The 18285-nt window shown below is 69.1% G+C and carries 15 protein-coding genes; 4 read left to right on the forward strand and 11 right to left on the reverse strand.

Translation table 11 applies throughout. The features are described from left to right. Nucleotides 1-211 precede the first annotated feature (211 nt). The 3 genes from ABE85_RS25775 to ABE85_RS25785 all read left to right on the forward strand — a co-directional run bounded on the left by ABE85_RS25775 (nt 212) and on the right by ABE85_RS25785 (nt 3799). Nucleotides 212-1309, forward strand: a complete 1098-nt coding sequence (locus ABE85_RS25775) for a glycosyltransferase family A protein (RefSeq protein WP_067283636.1) — start codon at nt 212-214, stop codon at nt 1307-1309. An 85-nt stretch (nt 1310-1394) separates the two neighbouring features. Next, entirely contained in the window at nt 1395-2402 is a 1008-nt protein-coding gene (locus tag ABE85_RS25780; RefSeq protein WP_067283639.1) for an NAD-dependent epimerase, read from the forward strand. A 56-nt stretch (nt 2403-2458) separates the two neighbouring features. Beyond that, nucleotides 2459-3799, forward strand: coding sequence for a UDP-glucose/GDP-mannose dehydrogenase family protein (locus ABE85_RS25785; protein WP_067283641.1), 1341 nt, complete (start codon nt 2459-2461; stop codon nt 3797-3799). Between the two features lie 82 nt (nt 3800-3881). Here ABE85_RS25785 and ABE85_RS25790 read toward each other — a convergent pair whose 3' ends face one another. Further along, entirely contained in the window at nt 3882-5498 is a 1617-nt protein-coding gene (locus ABE85_RS25790) for an Atrophin-1 multi-domain protein (RefSeq protein WP_197507425.1), read from the reverse strand. A 564-nt stretch (nt 5499-6062) separates the two neighbouring features. Here ABE85_RS25790 and kdsA point away from each other — a divergent pair. Further along, nucleotides 6063-6902, forward strand: a complete 840-nt coding sequence (gene kdsA, locus ABE85_RS25795) for a 3-deoxy-8-phosphooctulonate synthase (protein WP_067283643.1) — start codon at nt 6063-6065, stop codon at nt 6900-6902. 72 nt (nt 6903-6974) lie between these two features. On the opposite strand, the gene ABE85_RS25800 is transcribed toward kdsA, so the two are convergent. From ABE85_RS25800 to ABE85_RS25845, 10 genes are all read right to left on the reverse strand, one after another. Beyond that, nucleotides 6975-8261 (reverse strand): acyltransferase family protein, encoded by a 1287-nt coding sequence (locus tag ABE85_RS25800; RefSeq protein WP_082939115.1) that lies wholly within the window; start codon nt 8259-8261, stop codon nt 6975-6977. 133 nt (nt 8262-8394) lie between these two features. Then, on the reverse strand, nt 8395-9648 hold the full coding sequence (wecB, locus tag ABE85_RS25805) for a non-hydrolyzing UDP-N-acetylglucosamine 2-epimerase (protein ID WP_067283647.1): 1254 nt from the start codon (nt 9646-9648) through the stop codon (nt 8395-8397). A 7-nt stretch (nt 9649-9655) separates the two neighbouring features. Further along, nucleotides 9656-10207, reverse strand: a complete 552-nt coding sequence (gene rfbC / locus ABE85_RS25810; protein ID WP_067283649.1) for a dTDP-4-dehydrorhamnose 3,5-epimerase — start codon at nt 10205-10207, stop codon at nt 9656-9658. Then, nucleotides 10207-11097, reverse strand: a complete 891-nt coding sequence (gene rfbA, locus ABE85_RS25815; RefSeq protein ID WP_067283651.1) for a glucose-1-phosphate thymidylyltransferase RfbA — start codon at nt 11095-11097, stop codon at nt 10207-10209. The genes rfbC and rfbA overlap by 1 nt, the downstream gene beginning before the upstream one ends. A gap of 14 nt (nt 11098-11111) precedes the next feature. Then, nucleotides 11112-11993, reverse strand: coding sequence for a dTDP-4-dehydrorhamnose reductase (gene rfbD / locus ABE85_RS25820; protein ID WP_067283654.1), 882 nt, complete (start codon nt 11991-11993; stop codon nt 11112-11114). A 14-nt stretch (nt 11994-12007) separates the two neighbouring features. After that, nucleotides 12008-13066, reverse strand: coding sequence for a dTDP-glucose 4,6-dehydratase (gene rfbB / locus ABE85_RS25825; RefSeq protein ID WP_067283655.1), 1059 nt, complete (start codon nt 13064-13066; stop codon nt 12008-12010). 85 nt (nt 13067-13151) lie between these two features. Next, entirely contained in the window at nt 13152-14432 is a 1281-nt protein-coding gene (locus ABE85_RS25830) for a nucleotide sugar dehydrogenase (RefSeq protein ID WP_067283656.1), read from the reverse strand. 98 nt (nt 14433-14530) lie between these two features. Then, entirely contained in the window at nt 14531-15940 is a 1410-nt protein-coding gene (locus tag ABE85_RS25835; RefSeq protein ID WP_067283984.1) for a mannose-1-phosphate guanylyltransferase/mannose-6-phosphate isomerase, read from the reverse strand. Between the two features lie 124 nt (nt 15941-16064). Continuing rightward, complete coding sequence (gene galE / locus ABE85_RS25840; RefSeq protein ID WP_067283658.1) at nt 16065-17087, reverse strand: UDP-glucose 4-epimerase GalE; 1023 nt, start codon at nt 17085-17087, stop codon at nt 16065-16067. A gap of 16 nt (nt 17088-17103) precedes the next feature. Beyond that, on the reverse strand, nt 17104-18276 hold the full coding sequence (locus ABE85_RS25845; protein ID WP_157523198.1) for a hypothetical protein: 1173 nt from the start codon (nt 18274-18276) through the stop codon (nt 17104-17106). Nucleotides 18277-18285: the final 9 nt, after the last annotated feature.

An 18285-nucleotide genomic window follows, 5' to 3' on the forward strand; every position in this document is an offset into this window, starting at 1 on the left:
CGCCCCCTGAGCGGGCGTCCCCCGAGCCGTCCTTCGGGGACAGCCGCGGCATGACGCCGTGTTGGTGCGGCGTTAACCTCATTGGTGCGTATGGCGCGCAACCGGCACCAGGCCGGGGCGAATCCAAGCACCCGCGACAACAACGTGGAGCGCCGACGTCCTTGCCGGGCTCGCGGGCTCCCGGTTGCGATCGATCGCCACCGGGACTGTCATGCCCTCCACGACCCGCATTGCTGCGTCCGACGACCCGCGCCTGTCCGTCGTCATCCCCCTGTACAACAAGGAAGGCCAGATCGTCCGCGCGCTCGACTCGGTCTGCGCGCAGACGGTGCGCGACATCGAGGTGATCGTCGTCGACGACGGCTCCACCGACGGCGGCGCGGCGCTCGTCCAGCGTTACGGCGATCCGCGCGTGCGCCTGATCCAGCAGCCCAACGGCGGGGTGTCCTCGGCCCGCAACCTCGGCGTCGAATCGGCGCGGGGGCCAGTCGTTGCCTTCCTGGACGCGGACGACGCCTGGTATCCGGATCACCTGGAGCGGCTCTGGCGCATGCGCCTGGAGTACCCGCAGGCGGTCGGCTGGGCCACCAACTACGAGGTCGTCACCCCCGACGGTCGCCGCACGCTCGGCGTGAGCTCCGAGACCGCGCCGCGCGTCGTGCTGACGCCGGAGAACTACTACCGCATCGCCCTGCAGGGCTCGCCGGTGTGCTCGTCGGCGGTGATGGTCGACAAGGCCGCTCTGGCGAACGTCGGCGGCTTCCCGGTCGGCGTGCGTCTGGGCGAGGACCTGGACACCTGGATCCGCCTGATGTTCACCGGCCCCATCGTCTTCGACCCCAAGCCGGGCGCCTGCTACCACGCCGACGGCGACGACCGGGCGCTGAACCGCCACGCGCCGCCGGCCCGCTACCGCTTCTTCGACACCGACGAGGCCTGGCGCCGCGCGCATCCCGAGGCGGTCCAGGTCGGCGCGGACATGGAGGAGTTCCACAACTTCTTCCGGATCTCCCACGCGCACCACCAGATCAAGTACGGCGACAAGTTCGCCGGACGCCAGGTGCTGAAGGGCTTCCAGACCCAGGTCTTCGCCGACGAGCGCCGCCGCCTGCTGCGCATGAGCCTGATGCCGCAGGCGCTCTACCAGGGCCTGACGCGCCTCAAGCGGGCGTTGCGTCCGCCGCCCGGCGCGACGGCCCCGGATTCCACCCTCGACTCGACGCTCGATTCGACCCTGGGCGCAAGCCCGACCGCTCCGCAGGGCGCCAGCGCCGCCTCCGGCAACGCTTCCACCCGCGTTTACCCCTGACTGAGCGGGGCCCGGGACGCGGCGGCGTCATCCGGCTGGGTGAGAATCGGCGCCTTCGCGTTCGTCTCATCCCCGGGGAGCAGGTTTGAAAGTTCTCGTCACCGGCGCTGCCGGCTTCATCGGCATGCACGTGAGCCAGATCCTGCTGGCCCGCGGCGACCAGGTCGTCGGCCTGGACAACCTCAACGACTACTACGACCCGACGCTCAAGCACGCCCGCCTGGCGCGCCTGAGCGGGAAACCCGGGTTCGAGTTCGTGCAGATGGACGTCGCCGACCGCAGCGGCATCGCCGACCTGTTCGCCAAGCACCAGTTCGACCGCGTCGTGCACCTGGCCGCGCAGGCCGGCGTGCGCTACTCGCTGGTGAACCCGCATGCGTACATCGAATCCAACATCGTCGGCTTCACCAACATCCTCGAGGGCTGCCGCCACTCGGGCGTGAAGCACCTGGCCTACGCCTCCAGCTCCAGCGTCTACGGCGGCAACACGCACATGCCCTTCAGCGAGCATCACGGCGTGGACCACCCGGTCAGCCTGTACGCCGCGACCAAGAAGGCCAACGAGCTGATGGCCCACACCTACAGCCACCTGTTCAACCTGCCGACGACGGGGCTGCGCTTCTTCACCGTGTACGGGCCTTGGGGCCGGCCGGACATGGCGCTGTTCCTGTTCACGAAGGCAATCCTCGCGGGCGAGCCGATCAAGGTCTTCAACCACGGGAAGATGATCCGCGACTTCACCTACATCGACGACATCGCCGAAGGCGTGGTGCGCGTGCTCGACCGCACCGCCACGGCCGACCCGGCCTACGACCCGGTGCAGGCGGATCCGGCGCGGTCCAACGCGCCGTACCGCGTGTTCAACATCGGCAACCACGACCCGATCCCGCTGATGGACTTCATCGGTGCGATCGAGCAGGCCGTGGGCCGCGAGGCGGTCAAGGAGTTCCTCCCGCTGCAGGACGGCGACGTGCCGGCCACGCATGCGGACGTCGAGGAACTGGCTGAGTGGACGGGCTTCCGTCCCGCGATGCCGGTGCCCGAGGGCATCCGCCGCTTCGTCGCGTGGTACCGCGACTACTACAAGGTCTGACCGGCCGCCACCACCGACCGCCGCCGACCGCCACTGTTTCCAGCTGGAGAGAACGAATGAAAGTGACCACCATCGGCACCGGCTACGTGGGTCTCGTGACCGGCGCGTGCCTGGCCGAAATGGGCAACCACGTGGTGTGCCTCGATGTGAACCCCGACAAGATCCAGGTGCTCAACGACGGGGGCATCCCCATCCATGAGCCGGGCCTGGACGCCGTCGTGGCGCGCAACCGCGCCGCGGGCCGCCTGCAGTTCACCACCGACGTCGACGCCGCCGTCGCGCACGGCACGCTGCTGTTCATCGCCGTGGGCACGCCCCCGGGCGAGGACGGTTCGGCCGACCTGCAGTACGTCCTGGCCGCCGCGCGCTCCATCGGCGAGCGCATGACCGACTACAAGGTCATCGTCGACAAGAGCACCGTGCCGGTGGGCACCGCGGAGAAGGTCCGCGCCGCCGTCGCCGAGTCGCTGGCCAAACGCGGCGTGGACGTGAACTTCTCGGTCGTCTCCAACCCGGAGTTCCTCAAGGAGGGCGCGGCGCTGGAGGACTTCATGAAGCCGGACCGCATCGTCGTCGGCTCCGACGACGAGCAGGCCACGCTGATGATGCGCGCGCTGTACGCGCCCTTCACCCGCAGCCACGACCGGCTGATGGTGATGGACGTGAAGAGCGCCGAGTTCACCAAGTACGCCGCCAACGCGATGCTGGCCACGCGCATCAGCTTCATGAACGAACTGGCGCTGCTGGCCGAGAAGGTCGGCGCCGACATCGAGCTGGTGCGTCGCGGCATCGGTTCCGATCCGCGCATCGGCTACCAGTTCCTGTACGCGGGCGCCGGCTACGGCGGCTCGTGCTTCCCGAAGGACGTGAAGGCGCTGGTGCGTACCGGCCGCGAATACGGTCAGGACCTGAAGGTGCTGAACGCCGTCGAGGAAGCCAACGACCGCCAGAAGCTGGTGCTCGTGGACAAGGTGGTGGAGCGCTTCGGCCCGGACCTGAGCGGCAAGCGTTTCGCGCTGTGGGGCCTGGCCTTCAAGCCCAACACCGACGACATGCGCGAGGCGCCGTCGCTGGTGGTGGTGGAGGAACTGGCGCGCCGCGGCGCGGCGGTCGCGGCCTACGACCCGGTCGCGATGGGCGAGGCGGCGAAACTGCTGAGCCAGGTGCCCGGCGTGAGCTTCTGCGAGCGCGCGGAGCATGCCTTGAGCGACTCCGACGCGCTGATCGTGATCACCGAGTGGAAGGAGTTCCGCACGCCGGACTTCGACCGCATCAAGACGGCGCTGAAGCAGCCGGTGGTCTTCGACGGCCGCAACCTGTACGAGCCGGCGACGATGGCGATGCTCGGGATCGAGCATCACGCGATCGGCCGCGGCTCCAGGCCGAAGCCGGTCTGATCAGGGCGGCGTCTTCCTCAGACACCGCGCCTGACCACCGCGCCGCGGCGGGCTGTGGATCAGCCCGCCGCGGCCGGTCCGCTCAACCGGCGCAGACGCTGGCGGCCGGACCGCCGGTCTTGGTCAGCGTGGGACGCAGCGTCGATTCGACGTTGTCCACGCCGCTGCGGGCCCAGGTGGTGACCTTGAAGCCGGCCACGTTCGGCCAGACCAGCGTGGTCGAGTCCCCGTCGTTCAGGTAGCCGCTGTCGTAGACGACGGCGCCGGTGACCTTGTCCGCGATGGTCAGCCGGAACGAGGCGCCGCCCGTCGCGTCGACGTCCAGGCGGAAGGTTTCGCCGGTGGCCGGGATGGCCCAGGTGACCGGGTTCATCGCGCGGCCCGTGGCGTTGGCCTGCTCGATCTGCGTGGTCGTGGCGGGGAACACCAGCGCCTGGCGCCAGGTGTCGAACTCGCCGCTGACCGTGCCCTTGGTGCGCCACCAGCCGCCGCGCATCGACAGCAGGTTCAGCGCGGTGCTGGTCACCGTCGAGCTCGTGTTGCCGTTGCCGTCCTTCCACGCCGAGGCGCTCTCCACCGGGCGCATCGCCGCGCGCATCAGCTCCAGGTCGTTCGCCGTGGCGTTGCTCCAGCCGTTGCGGTGCAGCTTGAGGTCGGCGCCGATCTCGACGTAGATGACGAAGGGCGTGCCGGTGTTGCGGTCCACCACGTAGGCGCCGTAGGTCTTCAGCGTCTCGGCCACCTTGCGCAGCTCGGGCGTCGCCAGGGCCTGCGCGTTGAAGCTGGCGGGCAGCATCATCAGCGAGCCCATCGGGATCTGGCCGCTGTTGGTCGTCGCGGCGTTGCTGTCCGCGGAGGTCGCCGGGAAGCGGTAGGTCGGGGCGGCGCTCAGGCCGGTGGCGTCCAGCGACATGGCCAGCGCATGACGGTACATCGTGTCGCCGTCGACCGCTTCGGCGGTGCGGATCAGGCCGCCCAGCGTCGAGACGCCGGCCGCGCGCGCGCCCTGGTAGTAGTGGGAGGGATCGCCCATGCCGCGACCGGCCAGCGGGGTCCAGGCGTACTGCTTGGCAACCCAGGCGCCGTTGACCTGCTTCAGGCCCCAGAACGAATGGACGACGCCGGTCGCCGGGTCGACGATCTCGGCATGGCCGTCGGTGCCGGTGGCCGGCGTGGTGGCCGCCGGCCAGTTGGCGATGGTGATGCTGGGGCGGTAGACCTCGCTGTCCGGGTCCCACACGCCTTGCGCGGTGGCGCCGGTCACGACCATGGGCGCGTCGCTGGCGGAGGCCTGGAAGGCGGCGCTCGACCAGGCGCCGGCGGCGACGGTCGGGGTGTACAGCGCGGTGGGGATCGTGGCCGAGCCCAGCACCGGGGCGACCGGGCGGCTGTTCCACGGCGAGTCCGGGCTGAACGGGCGGTCGAAGCTGCCGAAGTTGCCGGCCGTGCAGGCGGCGGCCGCGGCGGGGCGGGCGTTGGTGGCCAGCACGGAGACGCCGGCGACGGCCTGGCTGGCCGCGGGGCTGGCCAGCGTGGCGGCGGGGGCCGAAGCGACGATGGGCGGGGTCTCGAGCGACTGGATGGCGGCCGTGCCGCCATTGCCGCCGCCACCGCCGCCGCAGGCGGTGACCATGAGGGCCGTCGCCAGCGCGCAGGCGCTCAGGCCGGAAACTCGCAGGGAAGAAGAGATATTCGTCATGGTGATTGGATTACTGCTGGTGCGCGAAAGCGCGTTGACGATTAATAGGCCTCAATCTCTTCTTCTTGCGCGCCGGCGATGACAGCGTCATTCGTCGGGCGGGATTCTTGTTACTGGATGTTGGCGACCCGGATATCTGGCTGCCGATTTCCTCCCCCGTGGTGGAGGTGTTGCAGCCATGAGTCAGTATTGGGGGATGACGCCGGGGTTCTCTACCCACTCGTCGGGTCGCATGGCGCGATTCCGTGGAATATTCGGCGCCTCTGGCGGCGTACCGTTTGAAACATCCGGGTCGAGGATTGACAACCCCACCAATGTCTCGGATCACGCCCTTATTGCGGTCCGTTACATACTCGGATGTCGGGTGCCATAACCCGTTCGATATTCGAAATTGAAACTCGCAAAACGCACAGGATGGCGTCGGGAAAAACCGTCGCGAGGTGTCGGCGAAAGGCGGTCATCACCGCCGCGCGGGCCGGCGCGCCCGCCGATCGAGGGGGTGGGGAGAGGGCAGGCGCGCCGGGAGCGCGTGGGATACTGCCGCCTTCGTCTGAGGGAATCGAGATGGTCAAGATCAATGACATCGTGGTCGACAACGCCAAGCCGTTCGTGCTGTTCGGCGGGGTCAACGTGCTGGAGTCGGAGCAGTTCGCCGTCGACGTCTGCGGCGAGTACGTCCGCGTGACGAAGGAACTGGGCATCCCCTACGTGTTCAAGGCCTCGTTCGACAAGGCCAACCGTTCCTCGATCAAGAGCTACCGCGGCCCGGGCCTGGAAGCCGGCCTGCGGATCTTCGAGGCGGTCAAGAAGGCGCACGGCGTGGCCGTGCTGACGGACGTGCATGAGCCGCATCAGGCCGCCGAGGTCGCCGCCGTGTGCGAGGTGCTGCAGCTGCCCGCCTTCCTGGCGCGCCAGACCGACCTGGTGATCGCGCTGGCCAGGACCGGCCGTGTGATCAACATCAAGAAGCCGCAGTTCGTCAGCCCGCCGCAGATGAAGAACATCGTCGAGAAGTTCCAGGAAGGCGGCAACCCGAACGTGATGCTGTGCGACCGCGGCGCGCAGTTCGGCTACGACAACCTGGTCGTCGACATGCTGGGCTTCGGCGTGATGAAGCAGGTCAGCGGCGGCAAGCCGGTGATCTTCGACGTGACCCATGCGCTGCAGCAGCGCGAGTCCGGCGCCGCGGCGTCGGGCGGCCGTCGGGGTCAGGTGACCGAGCTGGCCCGCGCCGGCATGGCGATCGGCCTGGCCGGCCTGTTCCTGGAAGCCCATCCGGATCCGGAGAAGGCGCTCTGCGACGGCCCCAGCGCGCTGCGCCTGTCGCAGCTCAAGCCGTTCCTGGAACAGGTCAAGGCGGTCGACGACCTGGTCAAGGGCTTCCCGGCGCTCGACACGAACTGAGGCGCGCCACAACGCGAGGCGCGGAGGCACCTCGTGGTGCCTCGGGCGCCTCAAGCGCCTGAGGCGTGGCCGTCAGGCTCGTCCAGCAGTGGCGGTGACGGGTTGGTCGTGCGGGGCCGCCGGGAGGCGGCCGTTGAACAGCAGCCGCGTCACGGCGAAGGGGCGCACCACCCAGCGATGGAAGGCCAGGCTGAGCGCCAAGGCGCCTGAAGCGATGAGCGCGAACTTCAGCGCCGCGGGCCAGTCCAGCGGCAGCAGGAGCAGCGCCAGCGCCACCACCATCAGGTGGTGGACCAGGAAGATCGTGTAGCTCGCGTCGGCGAGCGCGCGGCCCAGATGGTGGCCAAGACGGTCGCCCATACCGCTGCCGTGCGGGCGGCTCCGCCAGCGGGCGAGCAGCCCGACGGCCGCGCCGGTGGCCAGCCAGATGCCGAGCAGTTCCACGGCCAGCGCCACCTCTCGCGCCAGCGCGTGCGGCAGCGTGTCGCTGGCCGCGTCGCCCCAATTGGCCGCGAAGGCCGCCACCGGCAGCAGCCACCACGGCGTGCGCAGCCAACCGGCCAGCCACGTCGGGTGGTGTCGCATCGTCAGTCCGGCCAGGAACATCGGTGCGTAGAACGCCAGGTTGAACAAGGTCAGGCCGCCGGGTCCCGGCGCATAGGCCAGGCCGCTCAGCCGGACGACGACGAGCAGGAGGTGACTCAGCAGGGCGCCGATCAGCGCCACGGTCATCCAGTGGATCGGGTGGGACGCGGGCAGGGACGCGAAGGCGATCTTCCGCCGGGTCCCAAGCGGCAGAGCGCCGCGGATCGCCACCCAGACCAGCACGAGCAGGTTCATCACCAGCAGGTCGCGCACGAACCAGAGATGGCCCATGGGCGTCGAGATCGATGCCAGCGCCTCCCATGGGTCACCGCCGCGATGCCAGGCCAGCAGGGCGGTCTGCGCGGCGTTGAGAACGGCCCAGCAGCTCAGCAGCGGCACGCCCAGGCGTACCAGTTGGCGCAGCGCGAGGCCAGGTGCGGCATGACGCGTCAGGCTGCCCGCGAAGAGCAGGCCCGATAGCAGGAAGAAGCCTGGGACGCGGAAGCTGTGGATCACAGCGACCAACGCGTCGAAGGCGATGCCGCGGTGGGAATCGGAGACCAGCCAGTCGCCGGCGCTGACGAAGACGTCCGCGGCATGCAGGGCGATGCCCAGCACCATCAGCGTGGCGCGGATCCTGTCGAAGTCGATGGCGACAGCCATGCCGGTGGGACCGGATGTCGCTGTCGCGGGCGTCGTGATTGTTTCTGCGGTGGGCGGCCCGCCGACGGCGGAACCGGCCACCTCCCCGTGCGGGGCGATGGAAACGTGCATGGCATACCTCCTCAGCACTTGCCGGGCGCCTCTCCGTGCGCCTGAGCGAATGACTGTACGAGTGGCGCACCTGCGAAATGCATCCACCTGTAAGCAGTTCTTTCAGAGCCCCCCGGAACGCGGGGGTGGCCGGTCAGCGGAGGAGATCGCCCGCGAGCCGGGCGACGATGCGCGCGGCCGCCTGGCCGTCCCAGAGAGGGGGGCGGCGTACTTCAACGTTGGGCTGGCCCTCACCCCCACCCTCTCCCGCAAGCGGGAGAGGGAGTCCGCCACTGCTCCTGCCACCCCCTCTCCCGCTTGCGGGAGAGGGCAGGGGTGAGGGCCAGCGGCCGTCGATGTCATCGACCCGTTGCATCGCCAGTGCCAGGATCCGCGCCGGGTCGGTGCCAGCGATCTGGTTGGTGCCGAGGTCCACCGTGACCGGCCGCTCGGTGTTGTCGCGCAGCGTGAGGCAGGGAATGCCCAGCGCGGTGGTCTCTTCCTGCAGACCGCCACTATCCGTGAGGACCAGCGCGGCGCGGCGCCACAGCGCCAGGAACGGGCGGTAGGGCAGGGGGGGCAGCAGGTGCAATCCCGGTGCGGGCGTCAGGCCCAGCGCTTCGAGGCGGGCACGCGTGCGCGGATGCACCGGGAACAGCAGCGGCAGTCGCGCTGCCAGCGTGCCGAGCGATTGCATGAGTGCGGCGAGCTGCGCCGGATCATCCACGTTGGCCGGCCGATGCAGCGTGACGACACCGAAGCGGCCCGTGGTCGCGTCGCCGGCGCCAGCGGCATCGAGCGCCGCCTGCGCCGCCGCTTCCGCGGCTTGCGCCTCGGCATCGCCGGCGGCCAGCCGCTGCAACTGGAAGAGCAGGTTGTCGACCATGACATGACCGACCTCGACGATGCGCGTGTCCGGATGCCCTTCGCGACGCAGGTGCGCGGCCGCGCTGGGTTCGGTCGTGAAGAGCCAGTCCGTGATCGCGTCGGTCGCGCGGCGGTTGATCTCTTCGGGCATCGTCATGTCGCCGCTGCGCAGGCCGGCCTCGACGTGCGCCACCGGCACGCCGAGCTTGCGCGCCGTGAGCGCGCAGGCCAGCGTGGAGTCGACATCGCCGACGACGACGCAGGCGGCAGGACGGTCCGCGATCACATGCGGCTCATAGGCCTGCATGATCCGCGCGGTCAGCTGCGCATGACCGCCGCCGTGGCAGTCCAGCGAGACGTCGGGCGGCGGCAGGCCGAGCTCGTCGAAGAACACGCCGCTCATCGCGGCGTCGTGATGCTGTCCGGTGTGGATCAGCTTCCATGCGAGCCGGCCATCGGCGCGCAGCGCCCGCACCAGCGGCGCGAGTTTCATGAAGTTGGGCCGCGCGCCCGCGATGAGATGCAGCAGCGGCGCGGCCATCGGCGGCTCAGTCGAAGAACTTGGCGTCCGCGAGCAGCGGCGCCTTGGCGTCCTTCTCCGCGAGCTTGAATTCGACCGGCAGCGTCGGCCACTCGATGCCCACCGCCGGATCGTCCCAGCGCACCGCGCCTTCGGCCTGCGGCGCGTAGAGATCGGTGGTCTTGTAGAGGAAGTCGGCCGTCTCGCTCAGCACCAGGAAGCCGTGCGCGAAGCCCGGCGGGATCCACAGCTGGCGGTGGTTCTCGCCGGTCAGCTCGACGCCGACCCACTTGCCGAAGTTGGCGCTGGACTTGCGCATGTCGACGGCGACGTCGAACACTGCCCCCGCCGTGCAACGCACCAGCTTGCCCTGCGCGTGCGGCGGCAGCTGGAAGTGCAGGCCGCGCAGCACGCCCTGGCTGGAGCGTGAATGGTTGTCCTGCACGAAGCGCACGTCGTAGCCGCAGGCGGCGTTGAACTTGGGCTCGGTCCAGCTTTCCATGAAGAAGCCGCGCGCATCGCCGAAGACCTTCGGCTCGATGATCAGCACCTCGGGCAGCGCGGTGGGAATCACATTCATCAGAACACCTTCTCGTTGAGCACCTGCTTCAGGTATTGCCCGTAGCCGTTCTTGAGCATCGGCTGCGCCAGTCGCTCCAGCTGCTCGGCGCTGATCCAGCCCTTGCGGAAGGCGATCTCTTCAGGGCACGCGACCTTCAGGCCCTGGCGCTTCTCCAGCGTCGCGATGAACTGGCCGGCTTCCATCAGGCTGTCGTGCGTGCCGGTGTCCAGCCACGCGTAGCCTCGGCCCATGATCTCCACGCGCAGCTGCTGCTGCGCGAGGTAGCGCGCGTTGACATCGGTGATCTCGAGCTCGCCGCGCGGGCTGGGCTGGATGTCGGCGGCGATGTCGCAGACCTGGCGGTCGTAGAAGTACAGGCCGGTGACGGCGTAGTTGCTCTTGGGCGTCCTGGGCTTTTCCTCGATGCTGACGGCGCGCTTGTCGCCGTCGAACTCGACCACGCCGTAGCGCTCCGGATCGTGCACGTGGTACGCGAAGACGGTGGCGCCGTCGGTCTGCACGTCGGCGCTGCCCAGCAGGCCGGCGAAGTCGTGGCCGTAGAAGATGTTGTCGCCCAGCACCAGCGCGCTGGGCGCGCCGCCGATGAAGTCCTTGCCCAGGATGAAGGCCTGCGCCAGCCCGTCCGGGCTGGGCTGCACGCAGTACTGGAGGTTGATGCCCCAGCGCGCGCCGTCGCCCAGCAGCGCCTCGAAGCGGGGCAGGTCCTGCGGCGTGCTGATCAGCAGGATGTCGCGCATGCCCGCCAGCATCAGCGTGCTGAGCGGGTAGTAGACCATCGGCTTGTCGTAGACCGGCAGCAGCTGCTTGCTGATCGCCAGCGTCGCCGGATGCAGCCGGGTGCCGGAGCCGCCGGCCAGGATGATGCCCTTGCGGGTGTCGTTGCCCATCGTGCTGTCCCCTCTCACAGGATCTCGTCGAGCAGCCGGTCCACGCCGGTCTGCCAGTGCGGCAGCACCAGGCCGAAACGGTCCTGCAGCTTGTGGTTGTCCAGGCGCGAATTCAGCGGGCGCGGGGCCGGCGTCGGGTAGGCGCTGCTGGCCAGCGCCTCGACCTGCTCGGGCTGGACCTTCAGCGTCACGCCCTTGTCCCGCGCGCGCGTCAGCACGTGCTTCGCATACTGGTGCCAGCTGGTCTCGCCGCTGGCGACCGCGTGATAAGTGCCGCTCAGCGCGCGATCCTTCAGCGTCGCGCGGATGAGGTGCGCGGTGATGTCGGCCAGCAGGTCCGCACCGGTCGGCGCGCCGATCTGGTCGGCGACGACCTTCAACTGCTCGCGCTCGGTGGCCAGGCGCAGCATGGTCTTGGCGAAGTTGCCGCCGCGCGCCGCGTAGACCCAGCTCGTGCGCAGCACCAGCGCATCCGCGCCGGCGGTGGCGATCAACTGCTCGCCCTCCAGCTTGGTCTTGCCGTAGACGCTCAGCGGACCGGTCGGCGCATCCTCGAAGCGCCAGTCGTTGCCAGCGCCGTCGAAGACGTAGTCGGTCGAATAATGGACCAGCAGCGCGCCTAGGGTCTTGGCTTCCTCGGCCAGCACGCCGGTCGCGAGCGCATTGATCTGGCGGGCGGCCTCGGGCTCGCTCTCCGCCTTGTCGACGGCGGTGTAGGCCGCGGCATTGACGATGACGTCCGGCGCGACGCGGCGCACCGTGGCGCGAAGCGCGTCGCTGTCGCCGAGATCGCCGCCGTCGCTGCGATCCAGCGCCACCAGATCACCCAGCGGGGCGAGGGCGCGTTGCAGCTCCCAGCCCAGTTGGCCGTTTTTTCCGAGCAGCAGAACTTTCATCGTGTCCTCGGACCTCAAGCGCCGTACTGCTTCGTGACCCACTCGCGGTACGCGCCCGAGAGCACGCGCGCGGACCATTCCTCATTCGCAAGGTACCACTGCACCGTCTTGCGGATGCCGGTCTCGAAGGTCTCGGCCGGACGCCAGCCCAGGTCGCGCTCGATCTTGCGGGCGTCGATCGCGTAGCGGCGGTCGTGGCCGGGGCGGTCCTTGACGTAGGTGATCAGGCGGGCATACGGGCCGGCGGGATCGGGGCGCAGCTCGTCGAGCAACGCGCACACCGTCTTCACGATGTCGATGTTGGCCTGCTCGTTCCAGCCGCCGATGTTGTAGGTCTCGCCCAGCGTGCCGCCGGCCAGCACCGCGCGGATGCCCGAGCAGTGGTCGGTGACGTAGAGCCAGTCGCGGATCTGCTGGCCGTCGCCGTACACGGGCAGCGGCTTGCCGGCCAGCGCGTTGACGATCATCAGCGGGATCAGCTTCTCGGGGAAGTGGTACGGGCCGTAGTTGTTGCTGCAGTTGGTCGTGACCACCGGCAGGCCGTAGGTGTGGTGCCAGGCGCGGACCAGGTGGTCGCTGGCCGCCTTCGAGGCCGAGTAGGGGCTGTTGGGCTCGTACGCGTTCGTCTCGGCGAAGGGCGGATCCTCTGCCTTCAGCGAGCCGTAGACCTCGTCGGTCGAGACGTGGTGGAAGCGGAAGCCCGCCTTCGCGTCGCCTTCGAGCGCGGACCAGAACGCACGCGCGGCCTCGAGCAGCGTGAAAGTGCCCTCGACGTTGGTGCGCATGAAGGCGCCGGGCCCGTGGATGGAGCGGTCGACATGCGACTCGGCCGCGAAGTGCACGATCGCGCGCGGCTGGTGCGTGGCGAGCAGCTGGTCGATGAGCGCGCGGTCGCAGATGTCGCCTTGCACGAAGACGTGGCGCGCATCGTCCTTCAGCGAGGCCAGGTTCTCGAGGTTGCCCGCGTAGGTGAGGGCGTCGAGGTTGACGACCGGCTCGTCGGAGGTCTTGAACCAGTCGAGCACGAAGTTGCTGCCGATGAAGCCGGCGCCGCCGGTGACGAGGATCGTCATGGAGCTTTCCTGAGAGGTCTGTGATCCGCGCGGATCGTCGGAGAGGATGCGTGACGGGACGGCGGCGCCCCAGCGCCGCCAGCCGTCACAGTCGCCAGACCCGCAGGCCGGCCGCGCGCAGATTGTCGCTGTTAAACGCGGCCTTCACGTCGATGAAGGCACCGCCTTCGACCAGCTTGCCGGCGAGCTCCGCGACGGCCAGCGCCTTGTACTCGCGGTGGGCGACCGCGGCCACGATCGCGTCGGCGCGGGGCAGGTCCTCGTAGGCGTGCAGCTGCACGCCGTACTCGTGCATCGCCTCGTCGGCCTCGGCGGCCGGGTCTGTCACGAAGACCTCGACGCCGTAGGTGCGCAGCTCCTGGATGATGTCGATCACCTTGGAGTTGCGCAGGTCGCCGCAGTCCTCCTTGAAGGTCAGGCCCAGCACGTTGACCTTGGCGCCCTTGACGTGCGAGCCTGCGGCGATCATCTGCTTGATGGTCTGCTCCGCGATGAACTTGCCCATGCCGTCGTTGATGCGCCGGCCCGCCAGGATGACCTGCGGGTGGTAGCCCAGCATGTCGGCCTTGTGGGTCAGGTAGTAGGGGTCCACGCCGATGCAATGGCCGCCGACCAGTCCCGGCTTGAACTTCAGGAAGTTCCACTTCGTGCCGGCGGCCTCCAGCACCTCGGAGGTGTCCAGGCCGATGCGCTCGAAGATGATCGCCAGTTCGTTCATCAGCGCGATGTTCAGGTCGCGCTGCGTGTTCTCGATGACCTTGGCGGCCTCGGCCGTCTTGATGCTGGACGCGCGGTGCACGCCCGGGACGATGATCTTCTCGTAGGTCTTGGCGACGACGTCCAGCGTCTCCGGCGTGTCGCCGGAGACGATCTTGAGGATCTTCGTCAGCGTGTGTTCCTTGTCGCCCGGGTTGATGCGCTCCGGGCTGTAGCCGACGAAGAAGTCCTGCTTCCACTTCAAGCCGGATTCGCGCTCCAACACGGGGATGCAGACCTCCTCGGTCGCGCCGGGGTACACCGTCGATTCGTAGACCACGACCGCGCCGCGCTTCATGTGACGCCCGACGCTGGTCGAGGAGCCGATCAGCGGCTTGAAATCGGGGATGTGGGCCTGGTCCACCGGCGTGGGCACGGCGACGATGATGACGTCGGCCTCGGCCAGGCAGGCCGGGTCGCTGTGGTACTCGGCGTGGACGGCGGCGCGGACTTCCTCGTCGGTCAATTCGCGCGAGGGGTCGGTGCCGGCGCGGCACTTGGCGACCTTGTCCACCGCGATGTCGAACCCGATCGTGCGACCGTGCTTGCCGAACTCGACCACCAGCGGCAGTCCCACATATCCCAACCCGACGACGGCGATCACGGACACGGCCTTCTCCTGTTCTTTCCGAGGACGGCTTTGTATCCGACTTTCACCCGACTTTCGTGTCGCCGCCCCTCCCGTCCCCCCGGGTGAGGGTCAGGGGATCAGTTGCGGCCGTAGGTGTCCTGGTATCGCACGATGTCGTCCTCGCCCAGGTAGGAGCCGGACTGGACCTCGATGATCTCCAGCGGCAGCTTGCCCGGGTTGGACAGCCGGTGCACCTGGCCCAGCGGGATGTAGGTCGACTGGTTCTCGGTCAGCAGCAGCGTCTTGTCGCCGTTGACGATCTCGGCCGTGCCCTGCACGACGATCCAGTGCTCCGCGCGGTGGTGGTGCATCTGCAGGCTCAGCGAGGCGCCGGGCTTGACCATGATGCGCTTGACCTGGAAGCGCTCGCCCATGTCGATGCTGTCGTACCAGCCCCAGGGGCGGTGCACCTTGCGGTGCAGGGTCTGCTCGTCGCGCTGGCTGGCGGTCAGCTGGTTGACGATCTTCTTGACGTCCTGGCTCTTGCTGCGGTCGGCGACCAGCACCGCGTCCGGCGTCTCGACCACGACGATGTTGTCCAGCCCCACCGCGGACACCAGCCGGCTGGTGGCGTGCACCAGCGTGTTGCGGCTGTCCGCGATGATCGCGTCGCCGCGGCTGGCGTTGCCGGATTCGTCCTTGTCGGCGACCTGCCAGACCGCTTCCCAGGCGCCCAGGTCGTTCCAGCCGGCGTCCAGCGGCACCATGCGCAGCGCGATCGCGCTGCCGGGGCAGCGCTCCATCACGGCGTAGTCGATGGATTCCGACGGCACGGCCGCGAAGGCTTCCTTGGCCGGGCGCACGAAGGCCCCGTCCACCGCCTTGGCGGCGAAGGCGACGCGGGTGGCCTGGTCGATGTCGGGACGGAACTGCTGCAGCGCCTGCAGCCAGACGCTGGCGCGCAGCACGAACATGCCGCTGTTCCAGTAGTAGCCGCCCTGGTCGAGGTACTTCTGCGCGGTCGCGGCGTCGGGCTTCTCGACGAAGGCCTCGACGCGCAGGCCGGCGCCTTCGGCACCGGCGCGGATGTAGCCGTAGCCCGTCTCCGCACGGTCGGGCGTGATGCCCAGGATCACGATCGCGCCGTCGCTGGCCTGACGCACGGCGTCCTGCAGCGCGGCGGTGAAGGCCGGGCTGTCGGTGACGGTCTGATCCGCCGGGGTGACGACGAGCACCGGGTCCTCGCCGCCCTCGATCGCCTGCAGCGCCGCCAGCGTGATGGCCGGCGCGGTGTTGCGGCCGACCGGCTCCAGCACGACGGCGCCGGGCGAGAGCTTCTGCTCACGCAGCTGGTCCAGCACCATGAAGCGATGCTCCTCGTTGCCGACGACGATGGGCGCCTTCACCGCGATGTCCTCGGCGGACAGTGCGGCCAGGCGCTCCGCGGCCTGCTGGAACAGGCTGTTGTTGCCGCTCAGCACCAGGAACTGCTTCGGGTAGCCCGCGCGCGAGAGCGGCCACAGCCGTGTGCCGCTGCCGCCCGCCATGATCACCGGTTGCACATCGATGCTGTTCGAGGTCTTGCTCAAGTTACTGCTCCCTGCCAGTCGCGCGCGGCCGCTTCGTGCCGCGCCTGTTGAATTGGAAATCGGAGGGCCGTCGAGGGCCCGCTCAGCCTTCGAAACCGTTGGGATTGGCCGACTGCCAGCGCCAGCTGTCCTCGCACATGCGCTGCAGGTCGAACCGGGCGGTCCAGCCGAGCTTCTCACGCGCCAGCGCCGGATCGGCGTAGCAGGCGGCGACGTCGCCCGGGCGGCGGGCGACGATCTCGTAGGGCACTTCACGGCCGCTGGCGGCGGCGAAGGCGTTGACCAGTTCCAGCACGCTGTAGCCGCGGCCGGTGCCGAGGTTGACCCAGATCGACTCGTCGCCGCGCACCAGGAAGTCCAGCGCCGCGACGTGTCCTTCGGCCAGGTCGACGACGTGGATGTAGTCGCGCACGCCGGTGCCGTCGGGGGTGTCGTAGTCGTCGCCGAAGACCGACAGCTTCGCGCGCCGGCCCACGGCCACCTGCGTCACGTAGGGCATCAGGTTGTTGGGGATGCCGCGCGGGTCCTCGCCGATGCGGCCGCTCTCGTGCGCGCCGACCGGGTTGAAGTAGCGCAGGCAGGCGGTCTGCCAGCGCGGATCCGACGCACCCAGGTCGCGCAGGATGCCTTCGCCGATCAGTTTGGTCGCGCCGTACGGGTTGACGGCCATCAGGTCCGCGTCCTCGCGCAGCGGCAGCGTCCTGGGCTGGCCGTAGACGGTGGCGCTGGACGAGAAGACGATGCGCTTGCACTCGTGGCGGCGCATGGTCTCGCAGACGGTCAGCAGGCCGTCGAGGTTGTTGCGGTAGTAGCTCAGCGGCTTGGTCGTGGACTCGCCGACCGCCTTGTAGGCGGCGAAGTGCACCACCGCCGCGGGCTGGTACTCGCTGAACACGGCGTCCAGCGCCGCGCCGTCGCAGACGTCGAGCTTCTCGAACAGCGGCGTCTGGCCGCTGAGTTCGGTCAGCCGCTCCAGCACCTTGGGCGAGCTGTTGCTGAAGTTGTCCACGCCGACCACGCGGTAGCCCGCGGCCAGCAGCGCGAGCCACGTGTGGGAGCCGATGTAGCCGGTCGCGCCGGTCAGCAGGATGGTGTCGTTGGCCATGAAGGGGTCCCGGGTCTCAGCGGATCATGCCTTGCACGTAGCAGCCGGCGGTGTAGGCGTTGTAGGAGTACAGCACGTTGGACGTGCTGCGATCGAAGCGTGTGTATGAGCAACCGAGGGTGACGTTGCGCAGCGCTTCCCAGGCCAGGCCCAGGCTGTACTGCTTGGAGTCGTCCTTGGCGCCCGCGCCGGGCAGGGCGATGTCGCCGTTGCGGCTCAGCTTGGTGATGCCCAGGCCGGCCGTGGCAGTGACCTTGCCGCTCAGGCGGTAGCTGAGCTGAGACTGCAGCGCCGTCTGCACGCGGTTGAAGTCGGCCAGGCCGTTGTTGATGCCGAGGTAGTAGGCCTCGACGCCGGTGTCGCGCGACAGCTTGGTGTTGAGCGACCAGCGGCCGCCCGGGGACAGGTTCCAGCTCAGCGAGCCCGTGACCCCGGTGAAGGAGTCCGAAGTGCTGCGGCTGATCCGCGCGTCCAGGCTGCTGGAGCCGGTGGCGCGCCACCGCGCCGTGAGGTCGATGTCCTTGCGGTTCCACTCGAAGCCGTTGGACGGCACGCGACCCTTGGTGTAGCGGCCCGCCACGCCGAAGCGCCAGGCGCTGCTGGCGTTGTAGAGCACGCCCAGCGAGGACATGTTCTGGCGGTACTCCTGGCTGTCCCAGAGCGCCAGCGAGTAGTCGCGCTCCCGGCGGGAGAAGGTGCCTTCCAGCGTGAACGGCGACAGGTTGGGCAGGCCCAGACGGATGCTGCCGCCCAGGCTGCGGTCGGTCTGCAGGTTGCGCTCGGTGGTCGGGGCAATGCCGGTGTTGCTGTTGAAGTCGGCCAGCGTGCGCGCGGTGGTGTAGTCCAGCGTGCCGGACAGGTTGCCCGCGGTCTCCCAGTCCAGGCCGGTGTCGATGTTGTAGCCGCGGTTGTCCAGCGAGCTGTTGTGCTGGTAGCGCGTGTCGTTGAAGCGCGCGTCGGCGTGCACGCGCTGGCGGCCCAGCCGCGTGTCGGCGCCGGCCAGCAGGCTCAGCGAGGTCAGCTGGTCGCTGTTGGAGGCGGCGTTCGAGCGGAACACGTTGTCCGTGTAGTAGTGACCCAGCGAAGCCCCGAGGTACCAGGGGCTGCCGACATCGCTCTGCGCCCAGGCGGTCCCGGAGGCGGTGGCGAGCAGGGCGGCCGGCAGGGCCAGGCGGTGGAGTCGCTTCATCGGTGGAGT

This window comes from Mitsuaria sp. 7 (assembly GCF_001653795.1).
GTDB lineage: Bacteria > Pseudomonadota > Gammaproteobacteria > Burkholderiales > Burkholderiaceae_C > Roseateles.

What these genes read in the sequence shown, in the direction of transcription:
- ABE85_RS25775 (WP_067283636.1), top strand. Translation starts at nt 212, where the DNA reads ATGCCCTCCACGACCCGCATTGCTGCGTCCGACGACCCGCGCCTGTCC.
- ABE85_RS25785 (WP_067283641.1), top strand. Translation starts at nt 2,459, where the DNA reads ATGAAAGTGACCACCATCGGCACCGGCTACGTGGGTCTCGTGACCGGC.
- ABE85_RS25790 (WP_197507425.1), bottom strand. Translation starts at nt 5,498, where the DNA reads ATGACGAATATCTCTTCTTCCCTGCGAGTTTCCGGCCTGAGCGCCTGC.
- kdsA (WP_067283643.1), top strand. Translation starts at nt 6,063, where the DNA reads ATGGTCAAGATCAATGACATCGTGGTCGACAACGCCAAGCCGTTCGTG.
- ABE85_RS25800 (WP_082939115.1), bottom strand. Translation starts at nt 8,261, where the DNA reads ATGCACGTTTCCATCGCCCCGCACGGGGAGGTGGCCGGTTCCGCCGTC.
- wecB (WP_067283647.1), bottom strand. Translation starts at nt 9,648, where the DNA reads ATGGCCGCGCCGCTGCTGCATCTCATCGCGGGCGCGCGGCCCAACTTC.
- rfbC (WP_067283649.1), bottom strand. Translation starts at nt 10,207, where the DNA reads ATGAATGTGATTCCCACCGCGCTGCCCGAGGTGCTGATCATCGAGCCG.
- rfbA (WP_067283651.1), bottom strand. Translation starts at nt 11,097, where the DNA reads ATGGGCAACGACACCCGCAAGGGCATCATCCTGGCCGGCGGCTCCGGC.
- rfbD (WP_067283654.1), bottom strand. Translation starts at nt 11,993, where the DNA reads ATGAAAGTTCTGCTGCTCGGAAAAAACGGCCAACTGGGCTGGGAGCTG.
- rfbB (WP_067283655.1), bottom strand. Translation starts at nt 13,066, where the DNA reads ATGACGATCCTCGTCACCGGCGGCGCCGGCTTCATCGGCAGCAACTTC.
- ABE85_RS25835 (WP_067283984.1), bottom strand. Translation starts at nt 15,940, where the DNA reads ATGGCGGGCGGCAGCGGCACACGGCTGTGGCCGCTCTCGCGCGCGGGC.
- galE (WP_067283658.1), bottom strand. Translation starts at nt 17,087, where the DNA reads ATGGCCAACGACACCATCCTGCTGACCGGCGCGACCGGCTACATCGGC.
- ABE85_RS25845 (WP_157523198.1), bottom strand. Translation starts at nt 18,276, where the DNA reads ATGAAGCGACTCCACCGCCTGGCCCTGCCGGCCGCCCTGCTCGCCACC.